Source organism: Shouchella oshimensis (assembly GCF_004375095.1).
Lineage (GTDB): Bacteria > Bacillota > Bacilli > Bacillales > Bacillaceae_D > Shouchella > Shouchella oshimensis.
In genome coordinates this window covers 114,447-137,201 of record NZ_SNUX01000003.1, presented here as the reverse complement: position 1 = coordinate 137,201, position 22,755 = coordinate 114,447, and the positions used below count along the sequence as shown (strand labels likewise).

Sequence of the window (22,755 nt, the reverse complement as noted above, 5' to 3'; positions counted from 1 at the left end):
AGACTCCTGGGGGATCAGCACGTGTCTGAAGACTCTGGAGTGGTGGTTTTCCACGGAGGAGGCTGAGGCCGTGTCCCCGGAAAGCGAAGGATTCTCCTGTAGCGGTGCTACTCAGCATATCTATTCGTCTTTTCAAATACTACTTTTCGTTATGTCCTAGCCTCATTTAAAATCCGTATGCGTCTTCTGCTTCTTCTTGTATTTTTTTAAATGTTCTCGTTAAGAGATGAGTATCTTCAACAAGTCGACCAATACGGAATTCAACATCATCATTCACTAATTGTTTCTGCTGAAAATCTTTTTCTTCAGCGAACACGATGGTTTGAACAAGCTGTGCTTTCATATAGCTTAAAATAGGCTTAAGCTGTTGCTCTGCTACTAAATAGTGTTTTGAGCTACCAGCTGTTACAACAATGCTTACGACTTTATTCTCGAAAGCATTTACAGGAAGCAAATCGAATATGTTTTTTAATGCGCCAGGGATAGACGCTTGAAATATAGGGGTTCCTATAATAAGTGCATCTGCATCCATTATTGTACGTGCCACATATCCAGTATCTCCTGTATAGTCAATAAACTGACGACCGTCACTATATTGAATGTTATGTTCAGCTAAATCAATGAGCGTGACATTTGTTGACTCATCATAGGTTTGTATTTGACGAACGACTTCATTCATTATCGTTCTTGTTTTTGATCCGACAACCGATCCCGATAATGCAACGATTTTCATGCCGATCCCTCCTTTGTATATTTCCGAATAGCAGGAAGAATGTCTGTTGCTATAAGCTCTAAATTTTTCTTTAGTTCATCAAATGGTACTCCACCAAAATCAAGCTGAGCAATGTAACGTTGGTGGCCAAACAATTCGTATTGATAAAGAATTTTTTCAATAATTTGCTGAGGGCTGCCGACATTTAATACGTCTCGTACATCCTCTCCTTGTGCAAATGCTCGTTTTGAAAAACCAGATCCGTTCGTTAATTTTATCCCTTCATTCACACAAGGATAATAGGCACGCTGAGCTTCTTGGGTCGTTTCCGCGGCATAGAAAAGTCCAGCTGTGGCGATTGGAAATTCATCTGGATTATAACCACTTTGCGTTAATGCACTGCGATACGCATCAATTGAACGTTTAAACGCTTCTGTCGGACCAGCCAAGTGAGCAAGAAACATCGGCACACCAGCAATGCCTGCTTTAATGGCACTTGCAGGCGAGCCTCCAACAGCACGCCAAATTGGCATTTTCCCTTCTAATGGTCGAGGTAAAACCTCAGCATCGCTAAGGGAAGCTCGAAATTCACCGTTCCATGTAACCCGCTCTTCTTTGTTAATCTGATTTAGTAAGTCAAATTTCTCTTCAAATAATTCCTCGTAGTTGCGCAAATCATAACCAAGAAGCTCATATAGACCTACACGGGAAGCTCTGCCTGCAATGATTTCTGCTCGTCCATTTGAAATTAAGTCAATCGTTGCAAAGTCTTCATATACACGAACTGGATCAGATGTACTAATAATCGTAGAAGAACTACCGATTTTTATGTTTTTTGTTGCCTGTGCAATTGCCGCGAGTACAACGGAATGTGCCTGCGTCGCAAAGTAAGCTTGATGACTTTCACCAACACTAAAAAAATCTAAGCCAGCTTCATCTGCAAGCTTAGCAAATTCAATAATTTCATGAAGGCGCTGCTGGGCAGAAATACGTTTTCCTGTATGTGGATTCGGAAGATGATCTCCTAGCGTATAAATACCGAATTCCAAACCATTTTCTTTTTTTATGCGATTCATGGAAATCCTCCTCACTTCATTAAGTTACATTGTTTGTATCTTCTTTCATTTTGCCTTATGATAAACACATTTAAAAGTACGTACTTTGATGAAAGAAGGTATACAAAAGTATACTAAAGGAGTCATTTTATGAATATCATACCTGATCAATGCCAAGTAAATCAGGCGTTGGAGATATTTGTCGGCAAGTGGAAGCTACTCATATTACTTCATTTAATAGCCAATGGCACGACACGTTTTGGTGAGTTTCAACGGGTTATACCGACTATAACCCCAAAAGTACTTACACAACAGCTTAGAGAATTAGAAGAAGAAAACATTATTGAGCGGCACGTTTATCCAGAAATTCCGCCAAAAGTTGAATATACGATTAGCACATACGGGAAGACGTTAGAGCCGATTTTTACAGCCATGCACACTTGGGGTCAAAACCACTTGCTCTATAAGCAATCACGCAAATAAGAAAAACATGTTCCCTTCCATAGGCAACATGTTTTTCTCTTATTCTTGACTGGCGTCAATTACGTCGAGTACCTTTTCAAGTTGATCAATTTGGATTTGTCCTGGTGCAGAAGCCGTTTGACCGACAGCAAAACTAACAGCAGAACCGAAAGCACCTCCAACTAGACGAGAAAGGGCTCCTTTAGGACCCATTGACATCGTAATGATAGGAATCGTTAGTCCTCGATTTGCTTCTTCTGTTACTTCAGCTACAAGTAATACATCACGAAGGGACTTTGGCATTAATGCAATTTTCCCTACGTCCCCACCTTCTTCTTGTGCTTGCTTTAAAACATCCAGCAGTTCCTCTTTTTTCGGTGTTTTTGAAAAATCGTGAAACGACATAACTGTTTGTATCTCCTTGTCCTTAGCAAGTGAGAGAATGGTTTCTTTCGCTTCTTTCGGGCAGCTTAACTCCACGTCAACAGCATCAATAATATCCGCTTCTAAGACACTGACATATAGTTCGGTTACTTCTTCCTCACTTAAGGTGATGGGTTGTCCCCCTTCACGATTTGAACGTCTTGTAAATAATACAGGTATCCCCCTCGCGTTCTCTTTTATCCATTTCCCTGTTTCAATAACAGATTCAGTCTTATCAATCTCTTCGAAGAAATCAACACGCCATTCAATGAGTCCAGGCTGCTTCTTAGTAATAACAAAAAGTTCTTCCTTGATTGCTTCGAACGTTTTTCCTACCAGAGGGGCACAGATTAATGGACGTTTAATGTGCTCAGCTTTCATTTTCTTAATAATTGTTGACATACTCTTCTCCTTCTTTTACGTCCCTCTATCGTAAACGCTTTCTTTATTCTTTACTTTTAAGCGTGCTCTACTTGGGCTACTGCGTCTTTTAAACGTTGCTTAAATTCGTTTATCTTTTCATTTGAGAATCGCTGAACAAGGCCAGAGATTGATAAACAATGGGTTACACTCCCATCACGATTCGGGACTGCTACTGCAATTGCCGCTAGTCCAATTTCACGTTCTTCAATACTAATAGCTATGCCTGATTCTTTAATTTGTTGCAGTTCAGCTAACCGTTCGTTTTGTTCAACCATTGTTAAATCCTTTATAGCTTCCTGCTTTCGTTGTTCAGACTGATAAGCCAGTAGGACCTTTCCTCCTGCTCCTGCATGCAGCGGTAGTAATTCGCCAATTCGAACTGCATGTCGGAGAGGCTGATACCCTTCAAACTGTAAGATACATACCCGTTTTACTCGGTCAATTGTATATAAATTCACTGTTTCTAATGTTTCGTCTCGAAGTTGCTTCATAAGTGGTGCCATCACATCTTTCAGTTGATACGCATCTTTTGCAATTTGACCTAAATAAATTAACTTGGTTCCTAGCTTATACTTACCTGTTTTGTCATCTCTCTGTACCAGCATTTCTGTCTCGAGACTTGTTAGCAATCGGGTTGTTGTCGACTTTGCTAATTCAATTTCATTTGCAATTTGTGTTAAAGAAAGTTCTTGTTTTTGGAACGAAAAACAATCTAGAATGGATAGTGCTCGTCGAACAGTTCGTAATGAATCACGTTTTTCCATGACTCTATGTCTCCACCTTTTCAACAACTATTAAATAATCGTTTGTTAAAAAGAGTGTACCATAACCAATTTAACATTTCTGAAATCATACCATAAAACCTCAAAAAACACTAGTATACAAGACAAGTCACTTTTTTATTATACGAGTATCCTTTTCCTGTACAAACGTTTTTGCAGATTCTAAACATTTCTTTATATACTCAAACGTTCCTAACTCTTTCGTTCTTTGCTTATGTGGCATCTCAAGTGAAAAAACAATATCACTAGGTAAACGCGTTACCATGTCTTTTAAGGGAAGCCCACCTTCACCAATATACAACCTCTCTTCTCGTAAAATACGTGTCATCTCTTCTTTTTTTACTGGAATTTCTCTTTGTGCATCACATAAATGAAAATAGTGAAGCCATTCTTTAGGGATGGTTTTAAGATCATCTATACAGTCATCCGCTCGATGGAAGTGATGAGCATCAATCATTAATCCTACATTTTCTCTTTTTACATCTTCTAATACATGAATAGCTCCCTTTAGCGTTTTCACAGATGCAATTGGTACTGATTCCAAATTAATAATTAGTCCATACGGTCTTGCTAGATCACATAACTGAGCAAACTTTTCACGACCAAGCTCTGTATCATCTGTCCATATACTACTTAAGACGTGTTTTGCTCCAAGTTCTGCCGCCACTTCAAACGCAGGTTCATAGATAAGTGGGTCAATGTCCGCATGAACTCTGGCCAATTCTATATCATGCACATTTAAGCCTGTTTGTTGAAGGGCTATTTTCGTTTCTTTAAACATTACTTTATTGGTTGCTAAGTCATAGTTTGGTTCATCAGGTAACCCCATATAGATCGGACGAATACTCACAAAGTCGTAACCAGCTTGTGCTGCTAGATAGGTTAATTCGGGTGGCGCACACTCTAATGCAGTGAGATGAGCTAGAGAAAATTGATGTTTCATCATTGCCCTCCTTTTATTTTTATACTAGTATACAAGTATTTCTTATCAAAATTCTAGCGATACATCTATTCATTTGTCAACTACTTTCCTCTTCCTTTATCTGTTGATTGTTTTTTGCTGAATTGCAAAAAAACAATGACAAGTTCTTTTTTGTTTGCTACAATTCACTTACACATTTCCGTTCTACAATATTATCATTCCATTTAACGGAACATTATTGAAAACGCTCTCCAAATGCTACAGAGGTGATTCCATGTTTTCTAAAAGAGTATTCGTACTCCTCTTTCTTATTTTATTCTTATCTTCCTGCAATCCAGTCACAACTGGTGTCGAATCAGAAACATACCCATCCCGCTCAATTACTGGCGTTATTCCATTTGGACCAGGAGGAGGAGCCGATTCTATTGCTCGAGTCATTAGCCAACATACTGAGCCTATTTTAGGTAAATCCATCGTCCTGCAAAATGTTGAAGGTGGCGCTGGTTCAATTGCTGCTTACGATGTACATAAGGATCCAGCAAACGGATATAAAATCTTATTTGGCGCAGAAAACCCTAATTTGTATCGTACAACAGGAATATCTGATTTAAGCTATCATGACTATGAACCAATAATGTTGTTTGCTAGAACCGTTCCTGTTGTCATCGTTCACCCAGACTCGCCTTTCCAAACATTAGACGATTTAATTGAACAAGCGGAAGCAGATCCTGGTAAAATTTTAATGGCCACAACAGGTCCTGTCGGAACTTCTGGTGTCGTGACAAGCATGTTAGGGCTTGATTTTGCAATGGTGCCTTACAAAGGAGAAGGTGCTTCCATCACCGGTTTAATGGGAAAGCAAATTGAAGCATCAATCGTTTCATTACCATCCGCTTACAATTATATTCTTGCTAATAAAGTACGAGTGTTAGGAATTGTCAACGACACTCGCTTAGAAGACTTTGGGGATTGGCCTGCTCTTGGTGAAGTAGCACCTGATTATTTGGAACACCTTCCTTGGGGTGCATATTACGGAGCATACGTAAAGAAAGGAACACCTGAACCTATTATTGAAGAACTTAGAGATAGCTTTACACAGGCTTTTCATACAGACGAATTTCAATCGTTTATTGAAAGGAGTAAAATGATTCCCCTTGGCCTCACTGGGGATGAGGCGCTAGCCTATCAGACAGAATGGGAATCAAGAACAAACTGGTTCCTTTACCAATCTGGCTTTGCTGAACATCCAAGCAATTACAACATCCCCATTCCTCGTAATGAAACACAGAAAGAAAGGAAGAACCCTTTTGATTAAATCTCCTGCATTTTATTTCTACATTGGTTGGATTGCGGTTAGCATTCTTTTCGTAACACAAGCAATGCGCATACCTGTTTATGACGAATTTCTATCCTCAGGACGTTTTCTACCCCTCGTCCTGTCTTTTTTAATGGTTGTATTTTCTTGTATACTAGCGTATCAGCATTTTAAGTCTTTAGAAGACGTTACATATGAGCTTTCAAATTCATTTTACTTTTTTGGCTTTATTAGTCTCGTTTTTGTTTATATCATTCTCATACCCTATGTTCCGTTTAGCATCGCCACTTTATTGTTTTTATGTATAAGCTTTCTATTTTTCCGAACCCTCTCTATATGGAAAAGCTTCCTTCTATCATTAGGGCTTGTCGTTGTCATTGTATTTGTCTTTCAAACGGTTTTTCAAATTGTTTTCCCTTAATTTTAATTCGCTACAGAAAAGAGGAACGTTATGGAACAATTTCTTATGCCGCTATTTGACTATCAGCTTCTACTTCTCGTAGCCTTAGGAACTTTTGCTGGTATTTATGTTGGAGCTATTCCTGGTCTCTCTGTTACAATGGCAACTGTTTTGCTTTTATCTCTCACGTATTCATGGGACACATTATCTGCACTTGCTCTAATCGTTGGGGTATATGTTGGTGGTGTGTACGGAGGTGCTCGCCCTGCCATTCTTTTAAATATGCCTGGTGGTCCCGCTCAAATTGCTACTTCCTTTGATGGTTATCCACTTGCGCAGAAGGGCGAAGCAGGGTTAGCCATTGGACTGTCTACAATCTTATCTATTATTGGAGGAATGGTTGGTTTACTTCTACTTGTATTCGCCACTCCAGTATTATCTGATATAGCTCTCTATTTCGCTCATAGAGACTACCTATTACTCGCTTTACTCGGTTTATTGTTAGTCGGTACCATGAGTCAAGGTGCATTTATTAAGTCGATATTTCTTGCCTGCTTCGGTGTCTTTATTGGTTTAATTGGTCTTGATATGATTTCAGCTAGCCCTAGGCTAACGTTTGGTCTAATCGAGCTTCAAAGCGGGATAAATGTCATTATTGCCATTCTTGGTCTATTCGGCTTTGCTGAGGTTCTCTATCAACTTTCTCAAAAAACACCGAAAAATCATAAAGAGAATGTCGTTGGTAAAATCATTCCGCCTTTAGCTATGTTAATCAAGTTCTTGCCCCTTACACTTCGAACATCCGTGATTGGGGCACTAGCTGGTGTACTGCCAGGAGTTGGAGGCGAAATTGCAGCTTTACTTGGCTATGACCACGCTAAACGTAGCATAAAAAAACCAAGTCGTCCTTTTGGAGAAGGCGCATATGAAGGGGTTATTGCGCCTGAAACAGCAAACAATGCAGCGATTGGTGGTGCCTTTGTGCCTATGCTCACACTTGGTATACCAGGTGATGCAGTAACAGCAGTTATCATCGGCGCGCTTATTGTACACGGACTTGATCCAGGACCATTGCTCATTACGAATTCACCTGACTTATTTTGGGTCATCTGCGGTTCTTTATTTTTAGCGAATCTCTTTCTACTTGTATTTGGGATGACCGGAATCCATTTATTTAAAAAAGTCATTTCCATTCCAAAAGGTATCCTTATGCCAATTATCCTTGTTCTAATAGTGGTTGGAGCTTATTCTATTAACAATACGATGATTGATGTTTATTGGATGATCGGATTTGGCTTGTTAGGTTTTGTCTTACGATTGTTTGGTTTTCCACTGGCGCCCCTTGTTTTAGGCATTGTACTTGGACCCTTAATTGATCAATCGTATCGGGCAGCTATGATTACGGCTCACCATGACTTAGGCACGTTCTTTCTTGGCTATGTGACATCACCTATCAGCCTCGTATTAAGCATCCTCTTTAGTATTATGCTTTTGTCGACGATAAAAAGTTTCCGAAAAAAAGCTCAATAAAAAAACAAACAAGCCATTACCATTTACGGCTTGTTTGTTTACTTATGATCGTTATAGAAATAAACGGCTTCTTTTAATAAGTTGATTTGACTATCAATTTCTGCTCGATAGTAGGCATAGAGCAATTTATTTTGCTTCTCTTTTTTTAAAACAGTTAATTCACGCTCAAAAAGCTCAATCTCCCTTACAATCATTCTAAAACCTTCTTTCTGACCCTCTACTACTCTATCATACCTGCCTTTTTCGGTCTTTAAACCATAAATTTCAATTAAAAGTGAATCGCCATTCTAACCATATCGACTGCTTGTATTCCATTCTCCCAAATCGCTTCCTCATAATGTCGTAAAAAGAATCCGCGATCAATCCATTCCAATCGAAATCCACACTTTTGATAAAGAGCAATTTGGTGTATACCCGAGTTTGATGTTCCGATTTCAACTGTTTTATAACCAGCCTGTTTCGCCGTTTCAATGGCATGCAGTACAAGGGCTTTTCCGTATCCATTACCATGTAATGCTTCTTTTACAGCAACATTGACAATTTCAATGGTCTCTGGTCTCGTTTGAATCATGACATAGCACCCAATGTGCTGTCCCTTTTGTTCATGTACATAGAAACTCCCTTGCTTAATATAGCTATCCACAATTTCTTTGTTAGGATCTGCTAACAATAAAAGATCGTATGGTACAACTTCATTTGGATGTAACTGTCTAATCGTCATTGTTCATTCACTCCACTTTTCATTCGTTTCGTCCATTTTTTCTTGACAGCAATAGTGCCCAATAGCAACACAACACCTATTAAAAGGAACCATTCCGCCCCTCCAGCAATAAGACCCTCCATTAACAAAAAAAGTGCCATTAAATAAAGACTGTTGCCTATAAACGTTGCAAAGAGAAAGGTTTTTACTGTGATCCGGCTACTTCCAGCTGCTACATTTATGAGGCTTGAAGGCATGACAGGAACAAGCCGACTTGTTAATACAACCCAAAAGCCGTTCTGCTCAATGGCTTGAACCCAATTTTTCCGAACTTTTTGTTGAAAGACGTGCTGTAGCCAGTAACGATATAAATAAAAAGACAATAGACTGGCTACGATACTTGTACCAAGGCTCCATGCATAGGCAAACCAAAACCCTAATAAGATATAGTTAAAAATTAGAATTAATGCGAGGGGAATAACCGTTAAGATGCTTTGAACCACCAATAACACAAAAGACAAGGATAATAAAAATGGCAGTGATTGTTGAAATAATTCACTCGCTTCGAGACCTTCACCTGTTCGTAGTTCTGTCACCCAACTTGATTGAGCAACTAGGACAATTGATAAGATAATTAGAATGGCTGTGGCTATTTTTATGATCATGGCACTCTACTTTCCTTACTTGTTTTTCTTTTACCGAGAGAATCAGAGAACGCTAAATACCGTTGCCACAGCTACAATAAACAACAGGTAGCCAAACGCAAACAATAAGTTTTTCTGGATAATCGAATAAGGATTTGCCTGCAATTGCATCGCAAGTATGGTAGGCGTTATATTAAATGGTCCAATCATGACTGTGCTTAATCCCACGCCTATTAAAAGTACACTAACACCATATGGATGCACGATCATCGCCTCAGCTAAGAATGGTGAAAAAATCGCAATGGAAATTAAAGGATGGAATCCAATCAGTGCAAAAATAAAAATACATAAAGCAATAAGTAAATAGAATAAAAGAATGGGCCCAGTTTCGTAAACATAGGAGAAAAAGAGATCCATTTGATCAAATAGTGTCGTATAAGGAAAGACTTCCACAAAAAAGCCAGCCGCTAAAAATAAAAAGAACAGACCATGAAGCTGAGTGGTATTTCCTTTTACATATGCAGAGCTTAAAAGTAAAAATCGTTTCCCTTTTTTAATGATAAATGCCCATAAAAATGTAAATGGAATAATTAATACGGTAACCGAAAATAAAAACGATTGAGGAATAAGGCTATTTAAGGTTAAAAGAACGACGATAAAGCATGTAATGGCAAATCCAAGTTCTAATAATTTCTTTCTCAACTGCGCCGGATTATGGTTTTCCTCAACAGCTGCTTTTAAATCAATATGCTGTAATTGTCGATTATGTATAAACCAGTCGAGTGAAATAAATAAAATACTAATGGTTAGCAACGTTGGAAACAACAGCAAATAACTTGTTCCAGTCATATCAATGGTTGAAGCAACAAGAACTTCTGTTGGGCTCCATAAAAGCACAAGTCCATACGCACGTAAAATACTATGGGCAAAAAAACGTTGAATAAATGCATCCTTTAACTGAGATACTTGTGCTTTCACCGTTGAAACAACTACTGGAACTGTTGCTACATTTAAAAACAACGTTAGCATATAGGTCATCAATGATGTACGTCTATATAATCTCACCATTGTTAATTGCGGTGGTTTACGAATCATTTGACCAAGAGCTCGATCGTATTTTCCAACCGCGATAATGGTACTCATATAGGGCAATACAAATAGCAAAGCTAATAAACTTGTCATCGAGCCGAATAAAGAAAGAAACGCTCTTTCTTGTGGAACATAAAGAAAAGCACAAATAAGACCAACAAAAAAGAAAGCCGTTCCTGCCCAAAAATATAATCGCTTCACTTTAAAAAAGTTCAATCCAATGATAACAATGGCCAAGCTGCCGATGATACTTTGAATAGCAATGTGCTCAAAAAATTCACTTATGACGTGCAGTAAGATTAAACTAAGATACAAATAAAAAATGGCACTCTCCTACTTTCGCCTGCTAAGAATCTAAGTAAAAGTATACCATCTTTTCTATGAATATATGGGAGTTATGCAGTTATACAGTAAATGGATATGGACTTCCCTTCAAAAAAAGAAGAGAATGGGTGCAGTCATTCTCCTCTCCTACATAAGATTTCTACGTAACCTTTAAAAATCCTCTACCCAATTATTAACCTGCATAGTTACGTTGTTTTTTCCACTCATCTAATGCTAAAATACGAACAGCTCCATTCGCTTTACTATATTGAATCGTTGCCTTTAACCGTTTTCTCCTCTTTACTTGATAGGCGAAAAAATAAGAAGAATTGGGGTCATCTTCAAGGAATTCGACTCCATCAGGAAATCGCTTCAGTAATGACAAAATAAGGCGAGACCACCTTGCTTCATCTTCGTTAAAGGAAAGTAGAACAATGAGCTGATTATTGCAAAAGGTAGCGCCATCATACTTTCGAACCTTATACAGTTTGCCATCTTCAGCTTGAAAGACCCAATCTTCTTCAGTATCCGAATGTAACGTTGTCTTCATTTGTAAAAACCCTTCTAGACATTGTTGCGCTTCATGGGTTAACTGAACATTCATGTTCACACCGCCTTTACCTTTCTTCTACGTTTAGCCTATTCCATTTATCCATCGGTTCTCCTCCCTTATCGACGAAACCTCTAATAACAAGTCACTGTTCTTCGTTTTCTGCATACGTCATAACCATTGCGAATGTTTAACACTATGTAATTAGGCTATAAATTAATAGGAGGTGTAAGGGGTATGGAAGAATACCAATCAAAGAGTAAAAGCGAAGTTTGGTGGCGAATTGAAGTCATTGCATGGGTTCCGTTTGTTATCACAATGGCGGTTTCCTTTTTACTTACACTTCATTACAGCTTGTTAGATAACACGATCACTACTACAATCGCATACACCCGCTCCACCACTCTAATTGTCGCCCTTATCCCCAAGACGATTAAGTGTTATTACCTAGGCTTAAAAAGAACCTACGCTTATGGAAGTCTTGCTTCTCTTCTTTTACTCGATCTCCTTTATAGCGTCTTCTTTCACCAAGCATAAGAAAAAGACACCTCGCTAACGCTTAGGTGCCGCAGTATGTGATATATGGCGTCTTGCTTGCTGATACTTGTGCAAACCTTTTTGTCATCTCCGTCTCTTTGAACGGATCTCGAATAGCTACAAGGAACGCATGTAGCAATGTGTGGTCATCGTTTTTTTCAACGTCTTCTAACACTTGTTCCACATGTTCATTACGAGGAATGATAAAAGGATTTACACTCAACATTTGATTTTCAATGTCACTTTTTTTCCTTGACTGTTGATTCACACGGTTCTCCCACTCTTTCTTCCATGTCTGACAGTGTTCCATGTTTTCTATAGAAGCAGGAAGCGTTCCCTCTGTACTTAATTGTCTAAATGTGAGGGTATAATCAAGGTTATGATCAGACATTATTTTGAGCAGTCTTTCAATTAGTGAGCGGTCTTCTTCCTGTTCATCATCAATAAAACCTACTTTTTTTCTCATCCCCTTTAACCAATAGCTCGTATACAAAGGGGTAAAGGTTTCGATGGCCTGTTGGGCTAGCTGAACAGCTGTTTCTTTAGTACTTGCTAGTAACGGTAAGAGTGCTTCTGCTAATCTGGCTAGATTCCAGTTCGCCATATAAGGCTGGTTTCCATATGAGTAACGACCTTGTCTGTCAATCGAGCTAAAGGTTTTCATTGGATCGTACTGATCAAGAAATGCGCACGGCCCATAATCTATGGTTTCACCACTAATAGCCATATTATCCGTATTCATAACACCGTGTACGAAACCAACCAATTGCCAATTTGCTATTAATTCCGCTTGTTTCTCAATGACCTGATGTAAGAAAGCAAGATACGGATTCTTTCCATCGCTAACAGTATGCTCATGTCGATTAATTGTATAATCAGCTAATGCTTTCAAGTCAGAAACATCTCCTCGTGCAGCCGCATATTGAAACGTACCAACCCGAATATGGCTTTTCGCCATTCTTGTTAAGACAGCACCTGGCAAACGCTTTTCCCTTTGCACTGCCTGTCCTGTTTTCACTACAGCGAGGCTCCGTGTTGTTGGAATACCTAACCCATTCATGCCCTCACTTATTAAATATTCTCTCAGCATTGGGCCAAGTGCAGCTCGACCATCTCCCCCACGTGAAAAGCTTGTTCTGCCTGACCCTTTTAATTGGATATCGTAGCGCTCTTCATTTGGTGTTACGTGTTCTCCAAGTAGCAGCGCTCGACCGTCCCCAAGCATCGTAAATTGACCAAACTGATGACCTGCATACGCCTGAGCGATTCCTTCGCTTCGACTCGGAATTTGATTACCCACTAGCCAATCGCGCCCACTATCTGTACTGGCGATCGTCTCATCTATACCTCGCTCTTTTGCTAATTCATAATTAAAGATAACCAGTTCCGGCTCTGGTACAGGGTTTGCTTGTTGAAGACTATAAAAAGTAGCTGGTAACGATCGATAGCTATCTTCTAATTGCCACTCTCTTTTCTCATGAGACTTCTTCATCGTCTTGTCCCCTTTTTAAATACATTGTATAATGCCATCTAACCACAACCGATATTGCCAATCAAGTTGAACTAAATAAATTACCCATTATGCAAATAAAATAAACCTTTTTTTAAAAAAAGTGATCCAAATCAGTGCTTCGTACGTTTTCTTTGTAAGAAAGCTTTTCACACCTTTTTATTTGGCTTTTCTCGACAAATACATGTAAAATCAGCAAAGAGCTATTATTCCGATTTTTATGTTCCTAAATCGAGATCAAGTAAAAAAGGAGAATATGATGTCCGAACATGATGTACAGCTTTATAAAAAGCTTAGGCGCGGAGAAAAAGAAGCCCTCGAACAGATGTATGACAAATACAGCAAACTTCTTTTTTCTTTTAGCTTCAAAATGACGGAAGAGAAACAATTAGCGGAAGAAATTGTTCAAGAAGTCTTTATAAAAGTGTGGACACAAAAGAGTTCTTATGATGAAACAAAAGGAAAGTTCTCTAGCTGGTTGCTTACTATGACACGTAATATCGTAATCGACCATCACCGGAAAAAGCGAGAAGTCGCTTCAGAAATTGCGACGAAAGAAATGACAGAAGACCCTGATCCAAGTGTAGAGGATCAAGTCGAATGGAAAGAAAAACGTGCTGTCGTAAAAAAAGCCATCAGTCAATTAAAACCAGAACAACAAAAGGTCATCACCTTGTTTTATTATCAAGGATTATCACAGCAAAAAATCGCTGATTCGTGTGATCTTCCTTTAGGAACTGTAAAAGGAAGGTTACGACTTGCTTTAAAACATCTAAAAACCACGATCCAAGACATAGAACAGAATGGAGGGATCATTCATGAGTGAACAGTGCAATCATTTAATTGACTACGTTAACGGACAGTTGACAGATACAGAAACAAAAGAATTCGAAGCTCACTTATCAACATGTTCGATATGCGAAGAAGAATTAAATGAAATCAGAGCGCTTACGGATGACTTAGGGTTTGATGTAGATCCAATTGAACCTCCACCTGACATGAAAGAACGGGTACTTTCAGCTGCGTTTGCAGAGGAAACGCCAGTCGAGTCTCAGTCTGCAGACGTTCAGAAACCAATTGCATCAGGATCTACAACAAACAAACAAGAACCACATGGACTAAAAAGAAAAAAGAAAGTAAATTGGCTTATTCCGACAATGGCTGCGGCACTCTTTCTTTCTTTAATTGGGAATATCTATACAGTTAGTCAGCTTGGTGAACCTGATGATGTAGCAATTGAACCAAGCATAACTGTTGATTCTTTGGTTCAACGGCTAAACTTACAACCAGCAGCAGAGACGATTCCTTTTCAAGCTACAGCTTCGTTTGTCAATAAAGATCATTATCAACAACTCGTTGTGGAAGCAGCTCAACTCTCCCAACCTGAGGATACACAAGTATACCAAGTATGGTTGTTAAAAGATGGTGAACCTTATCGAGCTGGTACATTTACTCCAGCCGAAGACGGGAGCGGTATCTCCACATTCGACATCGATCCAGAAATGGGTTACGATACCATTGCAATTACGATTGAGCCTGATGAAACAAGCGAGACACCTGAAGGCGACATTGTACTAGTAGAAGAATTATAAAATACCGAGGCTGGGACAAAAGTAGATAGACAGACCAAAACGACGAACATTCCTGAAAATAGGAACGTTCGTCGTTTGTTTTAGATGAAAATGAGCGGAAGGATTCTCCTGTAGCGGTGCTACTCAGCATATTTTAGACTATTCGTCATTTCAAATACTACTTTTAGTTATGTCCCAGCCTCTTTTTTATTCGAGTCCATTTCATGATTGCTGTTATAGCTAATTTAGATAAACCAATAATTATATGAAATGAACGAATTTCCTAACCCATCTATCGCTTTATACATACGAACATTCACCCAATTTCTGAACACTTTCCCTAGGCATTATCTCAGCCATTTCCGCGTAAATTCTCTGCACAATGTCTTCAAGCATATGCTACTCCCACGGGAGCCGTCGCCACTTTCATACGTGTATATAATGACTATTACTAATATATTCATTATGTTTTAAAAACAGTTATAAAATTGATTCATTCAAAAAAGTTTTTTAAAAAAAGTGATCCATTTTAACATCCCTTGCGTTAGCTTAGTGAAATCAAAACACAAAAGGAGTGTTCAAAATGAAAATAAAAAAAGCATTAATTCCCGTACTAGGTGCATCATTAATTGCCCCATCATTTGTTCAAGGAGCTCAAGCACAAGAAAGCACGTCTCAAGTAACCACACCAGCAGTTGAATTAAGAGGAACACTCGACCACCTTTTATCTGAACACTTTGCGCTTGCTGTTCTTTCTATGCAAAAGCAATACGATGGAGACGACGGTGCTGAAGCCGCACAAGAAGCACTTATGCAAAATGCAGCAGATATGAAACCTGCCATCGCATCACTGTATGGTGACGAAGGTGCTGAAGAGTTTGACCGTATCTTCTCTGGACATAACGAATACACAGCTGATTATGTTCAAGCTGTAAAAGATGGCGACACAGAAGCGCAAGAAGAAGCATCTAAAATGATTGATGGATTTTATGTAGAATTTGGTGAATTTCTTGAAGGCGCAACCGAAGGGGCACTTCCAAGCGACGCAGCAATTGAAGTATTAGACATTCATGAGCAACAAGTAGAGGATGCGTTTAATGCTTATGTAGAAGGCGATTATGAGACTGCGTACATGACGTATCGTGAAGGACTCTCACATATGTTTGATATCAGTGCTGCTTTATCTAACGCCATTGTTGAACAAAATCCTGATATGTTTGAAGGTACCACACCTTTAACAGACGCTGGAAACTTACGATCTGATTTGAGTAATCTTGTTGCCGAACATTTTGCTCTAGCAACCCTTTCGATGTCTAAAGAATTCAAAGATAGCGAAGATTTCGATTTTGTTAGCTGGGCAGAAGATGAGAATACAGCCGACTTAAAAGCAACCATTGCGTCTGTATATGGAGATGAAGGCGGAGAGCAGTTCGAACAAATTTGGCAAGGAAATCATATTTTAGCTCAAAGTGAATACGTAAACGCTGTAAAAAATGAAGATGAAGAAGCTAAAGAGGCTGCAAAAAGCAAATTAAGCACATTTGCTGATGAGTTCGGAATGTTTTTAGATACAGCAACAGAAGGAATCTTACCTGCAGCTGATGCTACAGAACTCGTTAACATGCACGAAGATCAAGTATTTACAACCTTTGACCGTTATATAGATGGTGACTATGCTGGTTCATTTGAAACATTCCTAGAAGGCTATGCCTTTACATTTGATATTGGTTCCGGTTTAGCTGGTGCCATTGTTGAACAAAACCCTGAAATGTTCGAAGAGGAAGCTGCAATGCCTGACATGCCGCAAACAGGTATGGGTGGAAGCCAGCAAGGTGTTTCTCTACAATGGATGGCATGGATTCTAGCAGGTGCAACAGTCGCATTCACTGGCTATTTCGGAGTACGTAAATTCCGCACAAATGCTTAATGGTTTGAAAAAGTAAACACTACTAAAGAACTGATAATAAACAGCGAATTTTACGGAAACGGCGCGTGAATAAAGCCTTTTCTCTAGCAAGTGAGAGAGGCTCCAGTCAATAGAACGCTCGCTCATTGTTCTAAAGCAATGAGCGATGTTGTTCTATTCAACAAAAGGTTACCGGTAACACTTTTTCATGTTTAAGGAGGTTGATCTGTCGTGCAAATTAGACCACTTCTTGTTCTCTTTCTTTCCCTATTAACCCTAATCGGCTGTAGCAGTTCTGCTGAAGAATCATCCTCTTCCCAACCTGCTACACAAAATGAAATTGAGCCCCCTGTTCACCTTGATCAGGAACAAACGATTGCAGAAGAATTCACGATCCATGCTGACAAAATTGAAGAAGCTTATCATGATTTAAACAAACAAAGCGAGCTTTTCCCTTCTAAATTAAGAATCCCTGCTTTGGATGTTGAAGCGCCTATTACAGAAGTTGGGCTTTTAGAAAATGGTCAAATGGGCGTTCCTGACAACGGAACAGATGTCGGTTGGTACGAGCCAGGAACAAAGCCTGGCGGACGTGGAAATGCTGTGCTAGCGGGGCATGTTGATGATAAAAATGGCCCAGCAGTTTTTTTTTATTTGGGTGATTTAGAAGAGAATGATTCGATCTTCGTAACAGACGATAACGGAGAAGAATTAGAATTTACTGTTGATCGTATTGAAAAATATCCCTATAACGATGCACCATTAACAGAAATTTTTGGTTCTACTGATCACAAACAACTAAATTTAATTACGTGTACCGGCACATTTGATCGCCAGACAGGCAATCATGATGAACGACTCGTTGTGTATACCTCGTTAGTTGAAGATACAGATGAAACCCCTAAAGAACCGACAGAATTAACAGTTCAGGGGAATTTGTTATCCTGGTATGCTGTTAGAGATGATTATATCGCCGGCTATCGTGTGTATGAAGTAAGCGAGAACGGAAAAGAGACGCTCGTCGCTAGTATTTCACAACAAGAACGAAAATCGTTTTTAATTGAACACGGCAACGCCCGCTATACCGTTAAAACTGTTGATTATTTTGGAAACGAATCAAAGCAAGCACAAGAAAAAGGAGACGCTTAAAACGATCTCCTTTTTTTAGTCTTTATAAAGCCGCTCGCTCTTCATCTGTAAACACTCTTGATCTCGTTAAGAAACGCTTTCCTTCTGGTCCCTCTACAGAAAACATCCCACCACGTCCCTCAACAACGTCTACGATAATTTGCGTATGTTTCCAATACTCATACTGAACTTTACTCATATAAAAAGGTGTACTAGCAATGGTACCAAGGAGGATATCACTTTCACCGACAAGAAATTCTCCTGCTGGATAACACATTGGTGAACTACCATCACAACACCCACCTGACTGATGAAACATCAAAGGACCATGCTTTTCTTTTAATTGTTCTAAAAAGGCGATTGCTGTTTCTGTTGCTGTTACTTTCTCAACCACGCGCTCATCTCCTCTTCATTAAACGAATTAGAAAAGCCCCATTGGACTCGTGCCATAGCTGACAAGCAAGTTCTTTGTCTGCTGGTAATGATCCAGCATCATTTTATGATTTTCCCTACCAATACCTGAGTTTTTATAACCTCCGAATGCAGCGTGAGCAGGATAGGCATGATAACAATTCGTCCAAACTCGTCCCGCTTCAATGTTTCTCCCAAAGCGGTAAGCTTGATTCATATTCCTGGTCCATACACCTGCACCTAACCCATACAGTGTGTCATTGGCAATGTCTAATGCCTCTTCATCTGATTTAAATGTTGTAACGGAGACAACTGGTCCAAAGATCTCTTCTTGGAAAATACGCATATTATTTGTCCCTTTAAAAACGGTTGGCTGAATGTAGTAGCCGTTTTCACTACCTTCAATTTTATTTTGCTCCCCACCTGTTAAGACCTCAGCACCTTCTTGCTTGCCAATATCAATGTAGGAGAGGATTTTTTCCATTTGTTCAGAAGACGCCTGAGCTCCCATCATTGTTTCCGTATCAAGTGGATTGCCAATTTTTATTTCGTTCACTCGTTTGAGCGCCCGTTCCATAAATGCATCATAGATGGATTCATGAATTAACGCTCTAGATGGACATGTGCATACCTCACCTTGATTTAGGGCGAACATAACAAAACCCTCTACTGCTTTATCTAAAAACTCATCGTCTTCATCCATAATGTCTTTAAAGAATATATTTGGCGACTTACCACCTAATTCAAGGGTTACTGGAATGATATTTTGTGACGCATACTGCATAATTAAACGCCCAGTTGTTGTCTCCCCAGTAAAAGCAATTTTTGCGATACGAGGATTCGACGCAAGCGGTTTTCCTGCTTCTACTCCAAAACCGTTCACGACATTTACAACACCCTTTGGCAAGAGGTCTTCAATTAATTCAAGTAACACCATGATCGAAGCAGGGGTCTGTTCTGCCGGTTTTAAAACGACACAATTTCCGGCAGCCAAGGCTGGTGCAAGCTTCCACGTTGCCATTAATAATGGAAAATTCCAAGGGATAATTTGACCAACTACACCTAATGGCTCATGGAAGTGATAAGCGACCGTATCATCATCAAGTTGACTTAAACTACCTTCCTGTGCTCGAATGGTGGCGGCAAAATAACGAAAATGATCGACCATTAAAGGTATATCAGCCGCTAATGTTTCACGAACGGCTTTTCCATTATCCCACGTTTCTGCTACTGCAAGCATCTCGCTATTTTCTTCAATCCGGTCAGCAATTTTATTTAAGAGATTAGCCCGCTCAGCAGGTGGTGTTTTGCCCCAACGATCTTTCGCCTCATGGGCAGCATCAAGTGCTAGCTCGATATCTTCCGATGTGGAACGAGCTAATGTACAGAACACGTCACCTGTTACCGGCGTAACGTTGTCAAAATATTGACCCTTTACAGGGGCTGTCCATTCACCATTAATAAAATTATCGTACGTTTGCTTAAATGAAACGAGTGAACCTTCTTGATTTGGGTTGGCATAAATCATTCTCATTCCTCCTCTTTCAGATAAAGTAAGCGCTTTCAATATAATTATAGTTTACCTTCTATACGTTATAGAGTCAAAACATTTGGTAAACTATTGTTAAATGAAGGAGTGATTTGATTTATGAAACTCTTATGGTTCTGTATGATGCTAATTCCTGGTCCTTTTTTGTTTCATTTCTATGAAACCACTATGCGAAATGATGAAACCGATATTTCTTACATCTTTATTAACGGATTTCTCCTTATCTGGTTGATTTTGTCGGGGATTTTATCCATACGAGTCTCGTTGCGTGTTTTCTTTCTCATGCATAGCTTTATGATCGTTTGCTCCATTATCCTTGCACAGCTTTTTATTAATCCTCCTAATGAAAGTTGGTTCAACCCATTTACTATGAATGTCGTTATTCTATTATCTTCCCTACCCATCCTATTTGGACAACTAATGACTCGATTGATGACACAGTCACTTTATCGCTTTATAAAGAATAAAAATCTCTCATAAATTTCGCATCCTTTACATGATTTTTGCATATACGTAATTGCGCTAAAGCGTGTATAATAGATGTATCCTAATCGTTTGAGGAGGAATAATAATGTATCACCTTAAAAGACTTGTAGACGGACAGACCTTTATTTTAAAAAACATCCATTCTGTGACTGATCGGGTATTTGTAGAATTTGAAAATGCCCTTGAATATGCAAAAAAGCTGAATACATTAAACCCTCGTCACCCTTGGTCTGTAGCCAAAATAAATGAACAATAAGTGATAAATCAGTGGTTACTTCATACATAGGTCTGCACAAAACTAGAATACGTTCCGTTCTAGTTTTTTTCTAATAACGCCGTTGCAAACGCACTCACCTTTTTGTTGTTAATAGGAGGTTCGACGTAATGTTTTCACTCCCCCCACATTTAAATAATTTTTTTACATATAAAGAAATCAATTTTATAGGTAACGAATTAAAAAACAATAATCGTATAACGTTTTATAACGATCAGTTTTTTATAAAAGCTTCTCGACATGAAGATTTAGAGTCTTTTAAATTAATGAAACATGAAATTTTTGTCTATAACTATTTAAAAAATCACTTAAACATCATTCCTCCTATTCTATGGTTCTATGAAGACTCTTCATTAAGTATGTTTATAATGGCTAATCTTAAAGATTCTCCACTAGCTACTAAAAGGGACGCATATTGCTTAAACCAATCAGTAAACGTAAATCTAATTATAGAGAAAATAAAAACCATCTCACATATCCCGATCCCCACAACATGGAATGTCACCGATAACAGACAAGAAAAAATTGAACGCTATATATTTAATGTTCAGAGCTTCTTACAAATACCTATCAAACAAAAGCTTACAGCGCTTTTAAAAACAACACCAGCCAACTCTACATTTGTATTTTCTCATGGAGATCTATTACCGATGAACATTTTTTACTCCAAGAACGACATTACCTTTATTGATTGGGAATGGGCAGGAATACGCTCAAAGTATTATGATAAGACACTCTTCTTATTATTTTCACATGACCCCTCTCAAGTAATTACAAGATACAGTCTTATGAAAGAAACAATGATATGGGACACTTTATTTTTATCTCTCAGAGAACTTAATAATCTAAACCGCGTAAAACATCTACCTTTATTTAATAAAAACATTCCTAAATGGATAAAAGCACTAAGTGTAACGTTAGAATTATAGAAAAAAACCCTAAAGGAGCTTAATCGTTATGACGCAAAACCCTTTCCATATATATCTTCGTCCTATCAACGCGCAGAGTATCTCAAAATGATGTGATTACTCTGACCAACTCATACACTATCGCTATCTAAATAGGAATGAATTCGCTCTGCTAGTAATGTAGGGGAGTTGTGAAAAGCATCAATCGTGCTCCCTGCTAAATGGGCGGTTAATGTAACATTCTTTAACGAAAGTAAAGGACTGTCTTTTGTTATAGGCTCATGGTCAAACGTATCTAATGCCGCCCCAGCTATGATGTTTTCCCGCAAAGCTCTTATCAGCTCTCCTTCTTTTACAAGGCCAGAACGAGCGGTATTAATTAAGATTGACGTCTGTTTCATTTTCTCAAACTGTGCATAGCCTAACATCCCCTTTGTTTCTGCTGTTAGCCGACTATGTAAACTGACGACATCCGAAGCTCTTAATAATTCTTCTAGCTCTACTTGGGTACACGTCGTTTGCCCTTTAAAAAATGGATCATAAAATAAAATCCTTGTATTAAACCCACTTAGAAATTTCGCTACAAGTTGACCGATGTGACCGAAACCGATAATTCCGATTGTTCTCCGGCCTAACTCTGGGAGGTAGTCTTGATTGGCAAAGTCTTTTTGCCAATTTCCCTTCATAATGGAAGCATGAGACCGACCGATGTTTCGCATTTCTGCAATGATCATTCCTACTGTAAATTCTGCTACGCTTCGTGCATTTCGACCAGGTGTATTCAGTATTTTAATGCCTCTTGCTTCTGCTTCTTTTACATCAATGTTTTCAATACCTCCTCGGAGTACACCAATGAGAGTTACTTTTCGTGCTGCCGCAAGAACAAAGCGATTCAACGGTGCAAATTGAGTCAAAATGATGTCGTACTGATCGATGTCATGAGTGATGGCATGAGGCAATAAAACAGCGTTCGAGCCTGTTTGTTCGATTAATAAATTATCCTTTTGTAAGTCCTCTACTTGATTATGGTGCCACTTACGTATGGTTAACTCAATGCCTTTTTTTTCAAGACTAGCTAGCCCTTCTTTCATTACATGCTCGGAGATTAATAAATCAGCAATAGCCAAACATTTCATATCTCCAC

26 protein-coding genes are annotated in these 22,755 nt (G+C 38.9%); 12 read left to right on the top strand and 14 right to left on the bottom strand.

The window, feature by feature from the left end; genetic code table 11:
- Nucleotides 1-166 precede the first annotated feature (166 nt).
- Entirely contained in the window at nucleotides 167-733 is a 567-nt protein-coding gene (locus E2L03_RS11435) for an NADPH-dependent FMN reductase (protein ID WP_124741660.1), read from the bottom strand.
- On the bottom strand, nucleotides 730-1,788 hold the full coding sequence (locus tag E2L03_RS11430) for an LLM class flavin-dependent oxidoreductase (protein WP_095149851.1): 1,059 nt from the start codon (nucleotides 1,786-1,788) through the stop codon (nucleotides 730-732). Before E2L03_RS11430 ends, E2L03_RS11435 begins: the two co-directional genes overlap by 4 nt.
- Before the next feature lie 129 nt (nucleotides 1,789-1,917).
- On the opposite strand from E2L03_RS11430, the gene E2L03_RS11425 reads away from it, so the two are divergent.
- A complete protein-coding gene (locus E2L03_RS11425; RefSeq protein WP_038478098.1) occupies nucleotides 1,918-2,250 on the top strand; it encodes a winged helix-turn-helix transcriptional regulator in 333 nt (110 codons plus the stop codon).
- A gap of 39 nt (nucleotides 2,251-2,289) precedes the next feature.
- On the opposite strand, the gene aroD is transcribed toward E2L03_RS11425, so the two are convergent.
- The 3 genes from aroD to E2L03_RS11410 all read right to left on the bottom strand — a co-directional run bounded on the left by aroD (nucleotide 2,290) and on the right by E2L03_RS11410 (nucleotide 4,800).
- Nucleotides 2,290-3,054 (bottom strand): type I 3-dehydroquinate dehydratase, encoded by a 765-nt coding sequence (gene aroD / locus E2L03_RS11420; protein ID WP_134259228.1) that lies wholly within the window; start codon nucleotides 3,052-3,054, stop codon nucleotides 2,290-2,292.
- Between the two features lie 56 nt (nucleotides 3,055-3,110).
- Nucleotides 3,111-3,839 carry an IclR family transcriptional regulator gene (locus E2L03_RS11415; protein WP_134259227.1) on the bottom strand — a complete coding sequence of 243 codons (729 nt, stop codon included), beginning with the start codon at nucleotides 3,837-3,839 and terminating at the stop codon, nucleotides 3,111-3,113.
- Nucleotides 3,840-3,966: 127 nt separating this feature from the next.
- Nucleotides 3,967-4,800, bottom strand: coding sequence for a sugar phosphate isomerase/epimerase family protein (locus E2L03_RS11410; protein WP_095149847.1), 834 nt, complete (start codon nucleotides 4,798-4,800; stop codon nucleotides 3,967-3,969).
- Nucleotides 4,801-5,053: 253 nt separating this feature from the next.
- Here E2L03_RS11410 and E2L03_RS11405 point away from each other — a divergent pair, with 253 nt between their 5' ends.
- The 3 genes from E2L03_RS11405 to E2L03_RS11395 are packed head-to-tail and all read left to right on the top strand — an operon-like array spanning nucleotide 5,054 to nucleotide 8,024.
- Nucleotides 5,054-6,094, top strand: a complete 1,041-nt coding sequence (locus E2L03_RS11405; protein ID WP_134259226.1) for a tripartite tricarboxylate transporter substrate binding protein — start codon at nucleotides 5,054-5,056, stop codon at nucleotides 6,092-6,094.
- Complete coding sequence (locus tag E2L03_RS11400; protein WP_038478084.1) at nucleotides 6,087-6,515, top strand: tripartite tricarboxylate transporter TctB family protein; 429 nt, start codon at nucleotides 6,087-6,089, stop codon at nucleotides 6,513-6,515. Before E2L03_RS11405 ends, E2L03_RS11400 begins: the two co-directional genes overlap by 8 nt.
- 30 nt (nucleotides 6,516-6,545) lie before the next feature.
- Nucleotides 6,546-8,024, top strand: a complete 1,479-nt coding sequence (locus tag E2L03_RS11395; RefSeq protein ID WP_051667393.1) for a tripartite tricarboxylate transporter permease — start codon at nucleotides 6,546-6,548, stop codon at nucleotides 8,022-8,024.
- 38 nt (nucleotides 8,025-8,062) lie between these two features.
- Here E2L03_RS11395 and E2L03_RS20430 read toward each other — a convergent pair whose 3' ends face one another.
- From E2L03_RS20430 to E2L03_RS11375, 5 genes are all read right to left on the bottom strand, one after another.
- The gene (locus E2L03_RS20430) at nucleotides 8,063-8,218 is read right to left on the bottom strand and encodes a hypothetical protein (RefSeq protein ID WP_166740283.1); all 156 of its coding nucleotides are present in this window, start codon (nucleotides 8,216-8,218) and stop codon (nucleotides 8,063-8,065) included.
- A gap of 74 nt (nucleotides 8,219-8,292) precedes the next feature.
- Entirely contained in the window at nucleotides 8,293-8,745 is a 453-nt protein-coding gene (locus E2L03_RS11390) for a GNAT family N-acetyltransferase (protein WP_038478081.1), read from the bottom strand.
- Entirely contained in the window at nucleotides 8,742-9,389 is a 648-nt protein-coding gene (locus tag E2L03_RS11385; protein WP_038478078.1) for a TVP38/TMEM64 family protein, read from the bottom strand. Before E2L03_RS11385 ends, E2L03_RS11390 begins: the two co-directional genes overlap by 4 nt.
- 42 nt (nucleotides 9,390-9,431) lie before the next feature.
- Nucleotides 9,432-10,772 carry a hypothetical protein gene (locus E2L03_RS11380; RefSeq protein ID WP_134259225.1) on the bottom strand — a complete coding sequence of 447 codons (1,341 nt, stop codon included), beginning with the start codon at nucleotides 10,770-10,772 and terminating at the stop codon, nucleotides 9,432-9,434.
- A gap of 202 nt (nucleotides 10,773-10,974) precedes the next feature.
- Nucleotides 10,975-11,385 (bottom strand): hypothetical protein, encoded by a 411-nt coding sequence (locus E2L03_RS11375; RefSeq protein WP_134259224.1) that lies wholly within the window; start codon nucleotides 11,383-11,385, stop codon nucleotides 10,975-10,977.
- Between the two features lie 183 nt (nucleotides 11,386-11,568).
- Here E2L03_RS11375 and E2L03_RS11370 point away from each other — a divergent pair, with 183 nt between their 5' ends.
- Nucleotides 11,569-11,868 (top strand): hypothetical protein, encoded by a 300-nt coding sequence (locus E2L03_RS11370; protein ID WP_124741653.1) that lies wholly within the window; start codon nucleotides 11,569-11,571, stop codon nucleotides 11,866-11,868.
- A gap of 22 nt (nucleotides 11,869-11,890) precedes the next feature.
- On the opposite strand, the gene E2L03_RS11365 is transcribed toward E2L03_RS11370, so the two are convergent.
- The gene (locus E2L03_RS11365) at nucleotides 11,891-13,360 is read right to left on the bottom strand and encodes a protein adenylyltransferase SelO (protein ID WP_134259223.1); all 1,470 of its coding nucleotides are present in this window, start codon (nucleotides 13,358-13,360) and stop codon (nucleotides 11,891-11,893) included.
- A 277-nt stretch (nucleotides 13,361-13,637) separates the two neighbouring features.
- Between E2L03_RS11365 and E2L03_RS11360 the strand changes: the two genes are divergently transcribed.
- The 4 genes from E2L03_RS11360 to E2L03_RS11345 all read left to right on the top strand — a co-directional run bounded on the left by E2L03_RS11360 (nucleotide 13,638) and on the right by E2L03_RS11345 (nucleotide 18,004).
- A complete protein-coding gene (locus E2L03_RS11360) occupies nucleotides 13,638-14,204 on the top strand; it encodes an RNA polymerase sigma factor (protein ID WP_051667391.1) in 567 nt (188 codons plus the stop codon).
- Entirely contained in the window at nucleotides 14,197-14,970 is a 774-nt protein-coding gene (locus E2L03_RS11355) for an anti-sigma factor (protein WP_166740282.1), read from the top strand. Before E2L03_RS11360 ends, E2L03_RS11355 begins: the two co-directional genes overlap by 8 nt.
- Nucleotides 14,971-15,532: 562 nt before the next feature.
- Entirely contained in the window at nucleotides 15,533-16,876 is a 1,344-nt protein-coding gene (locus E2L03_RS11350; protein ID WP_134259221.1) for a copper amine oxidase, read from the top strand.
- A gap of 210 nt (nucleotides 16,877-17,086) precedes the next feature.
- Nucleotides 17,087-18,004 carry a class F sortase gene (locus E2L03_RS11345; protein WP_134259220.1) on the top strand — a complete coding sequence of 306 codons (918 nt, stop codon included), beginning with the start codon at nucleotides 17,087-17,089 and terminating at the stop codon, nucleotides 18,002-18,004.
- A 22-nt stretch (nucleotides 18,005-18,026) separates the two neighbouring features.
- Here the strand turns inward: E2L03_RS11345 and E2L03_RS11340 are convergent, their stop codons facing one another.
- Both E2L03_RS11340 and exaC read right to left on the bottom strand, forming a co-directional pair.
- Entirely contained in the window at nucleotides 18,027-18,377 is a 351-nt protein-coding gene (locus tag E2L03_RS11340; RefSeq protein WP_038478054.1) for a DUF779 domain-containing protein, read from the bottom strand.
- Between the two features lie 27 nt (nucleotides 18,378-18,404).
- Nucleotides 18,405-19,922 carry an acetaldehyde dehydrogenase ExaC gene (exaC, locus tag E2L03_RS11335; protein WP_055737013.1) on the bottom strand — a complete coding sequence of 506 codons (1,518 nt, stop codon included), beginning with the start codon at nucleotides 19,920-19,922 and terminating at the stop codon, nucleotides 18,405-18,407.
- Nucleotides 19,923-20,063: 141 nt separating this feature from the next.
- Here exaC and E2L03_RS11330 point away from each other — a divergent pair, with 141 nt between their 5' ends.
- The 3 genes from E2L03_RS11330 (at nucleotide 20,064) to E2L03_RS11325 (ending at nucleotide 21,632) form a co-directional block, all read left to right on the top strand.
- On the top strand, nucleotides 20,064-20,423 hold the full coding sequence (locus E2L03_RS11330; protein ID WP_148305156.1) for a hypothetical protein: 360 nt from the start codon (nucleotides 20,064-20,066) through the stop codon (nucleotides 20,421-20,423).
- Nucleotides 20,424-20,514: 91 nt separating this feature from the next.
- Nucleotides 20,515-20,685 (top strand): hypothetical protein, encoded by a 171-nt coding sequence (locus tag E2L03_RS20425; protein WP_158318498.1) that lies wholly within the window; start codon nucleotides 20,515-20,517, stop codon nucleotides 20,683-20,685.
- Between the two features lie 128 nt (nucleotides 20,686-20,813).
- Nucleotides 20,814-21,632 carry a phosphotransferase family protein gene (locus E2L03_RS11325; RefSeq protein WP_134259219.1) on the top strand — a complete coding sequence of 273 codons (819 nt, stop codon included), beginning with the start codon at nucleotides 20,814-20,816 and terminating at the stop codon, nucleotides 21,630-21,632.
- 110 nt (nucleotides 21,633-21,742) lie between these two features.
- Here the strand turns inward: E2L03_RS11325 and E2L03_RS11320 are convergent, their stop codons facing one another.
- A complete protein-coding gene (locus E2L03_RS11320; protein WP_134259218.1) occupies nucleotides 21,743-22,747 on the bottom strand; it encodes a 2-hydroxyacid dehydrogenase in 1,005 nt (334 codons plus the stop codon).
- Between the last annotated feature and the right edge of the window lie 8 nt (nucleotides 22,748-22,755).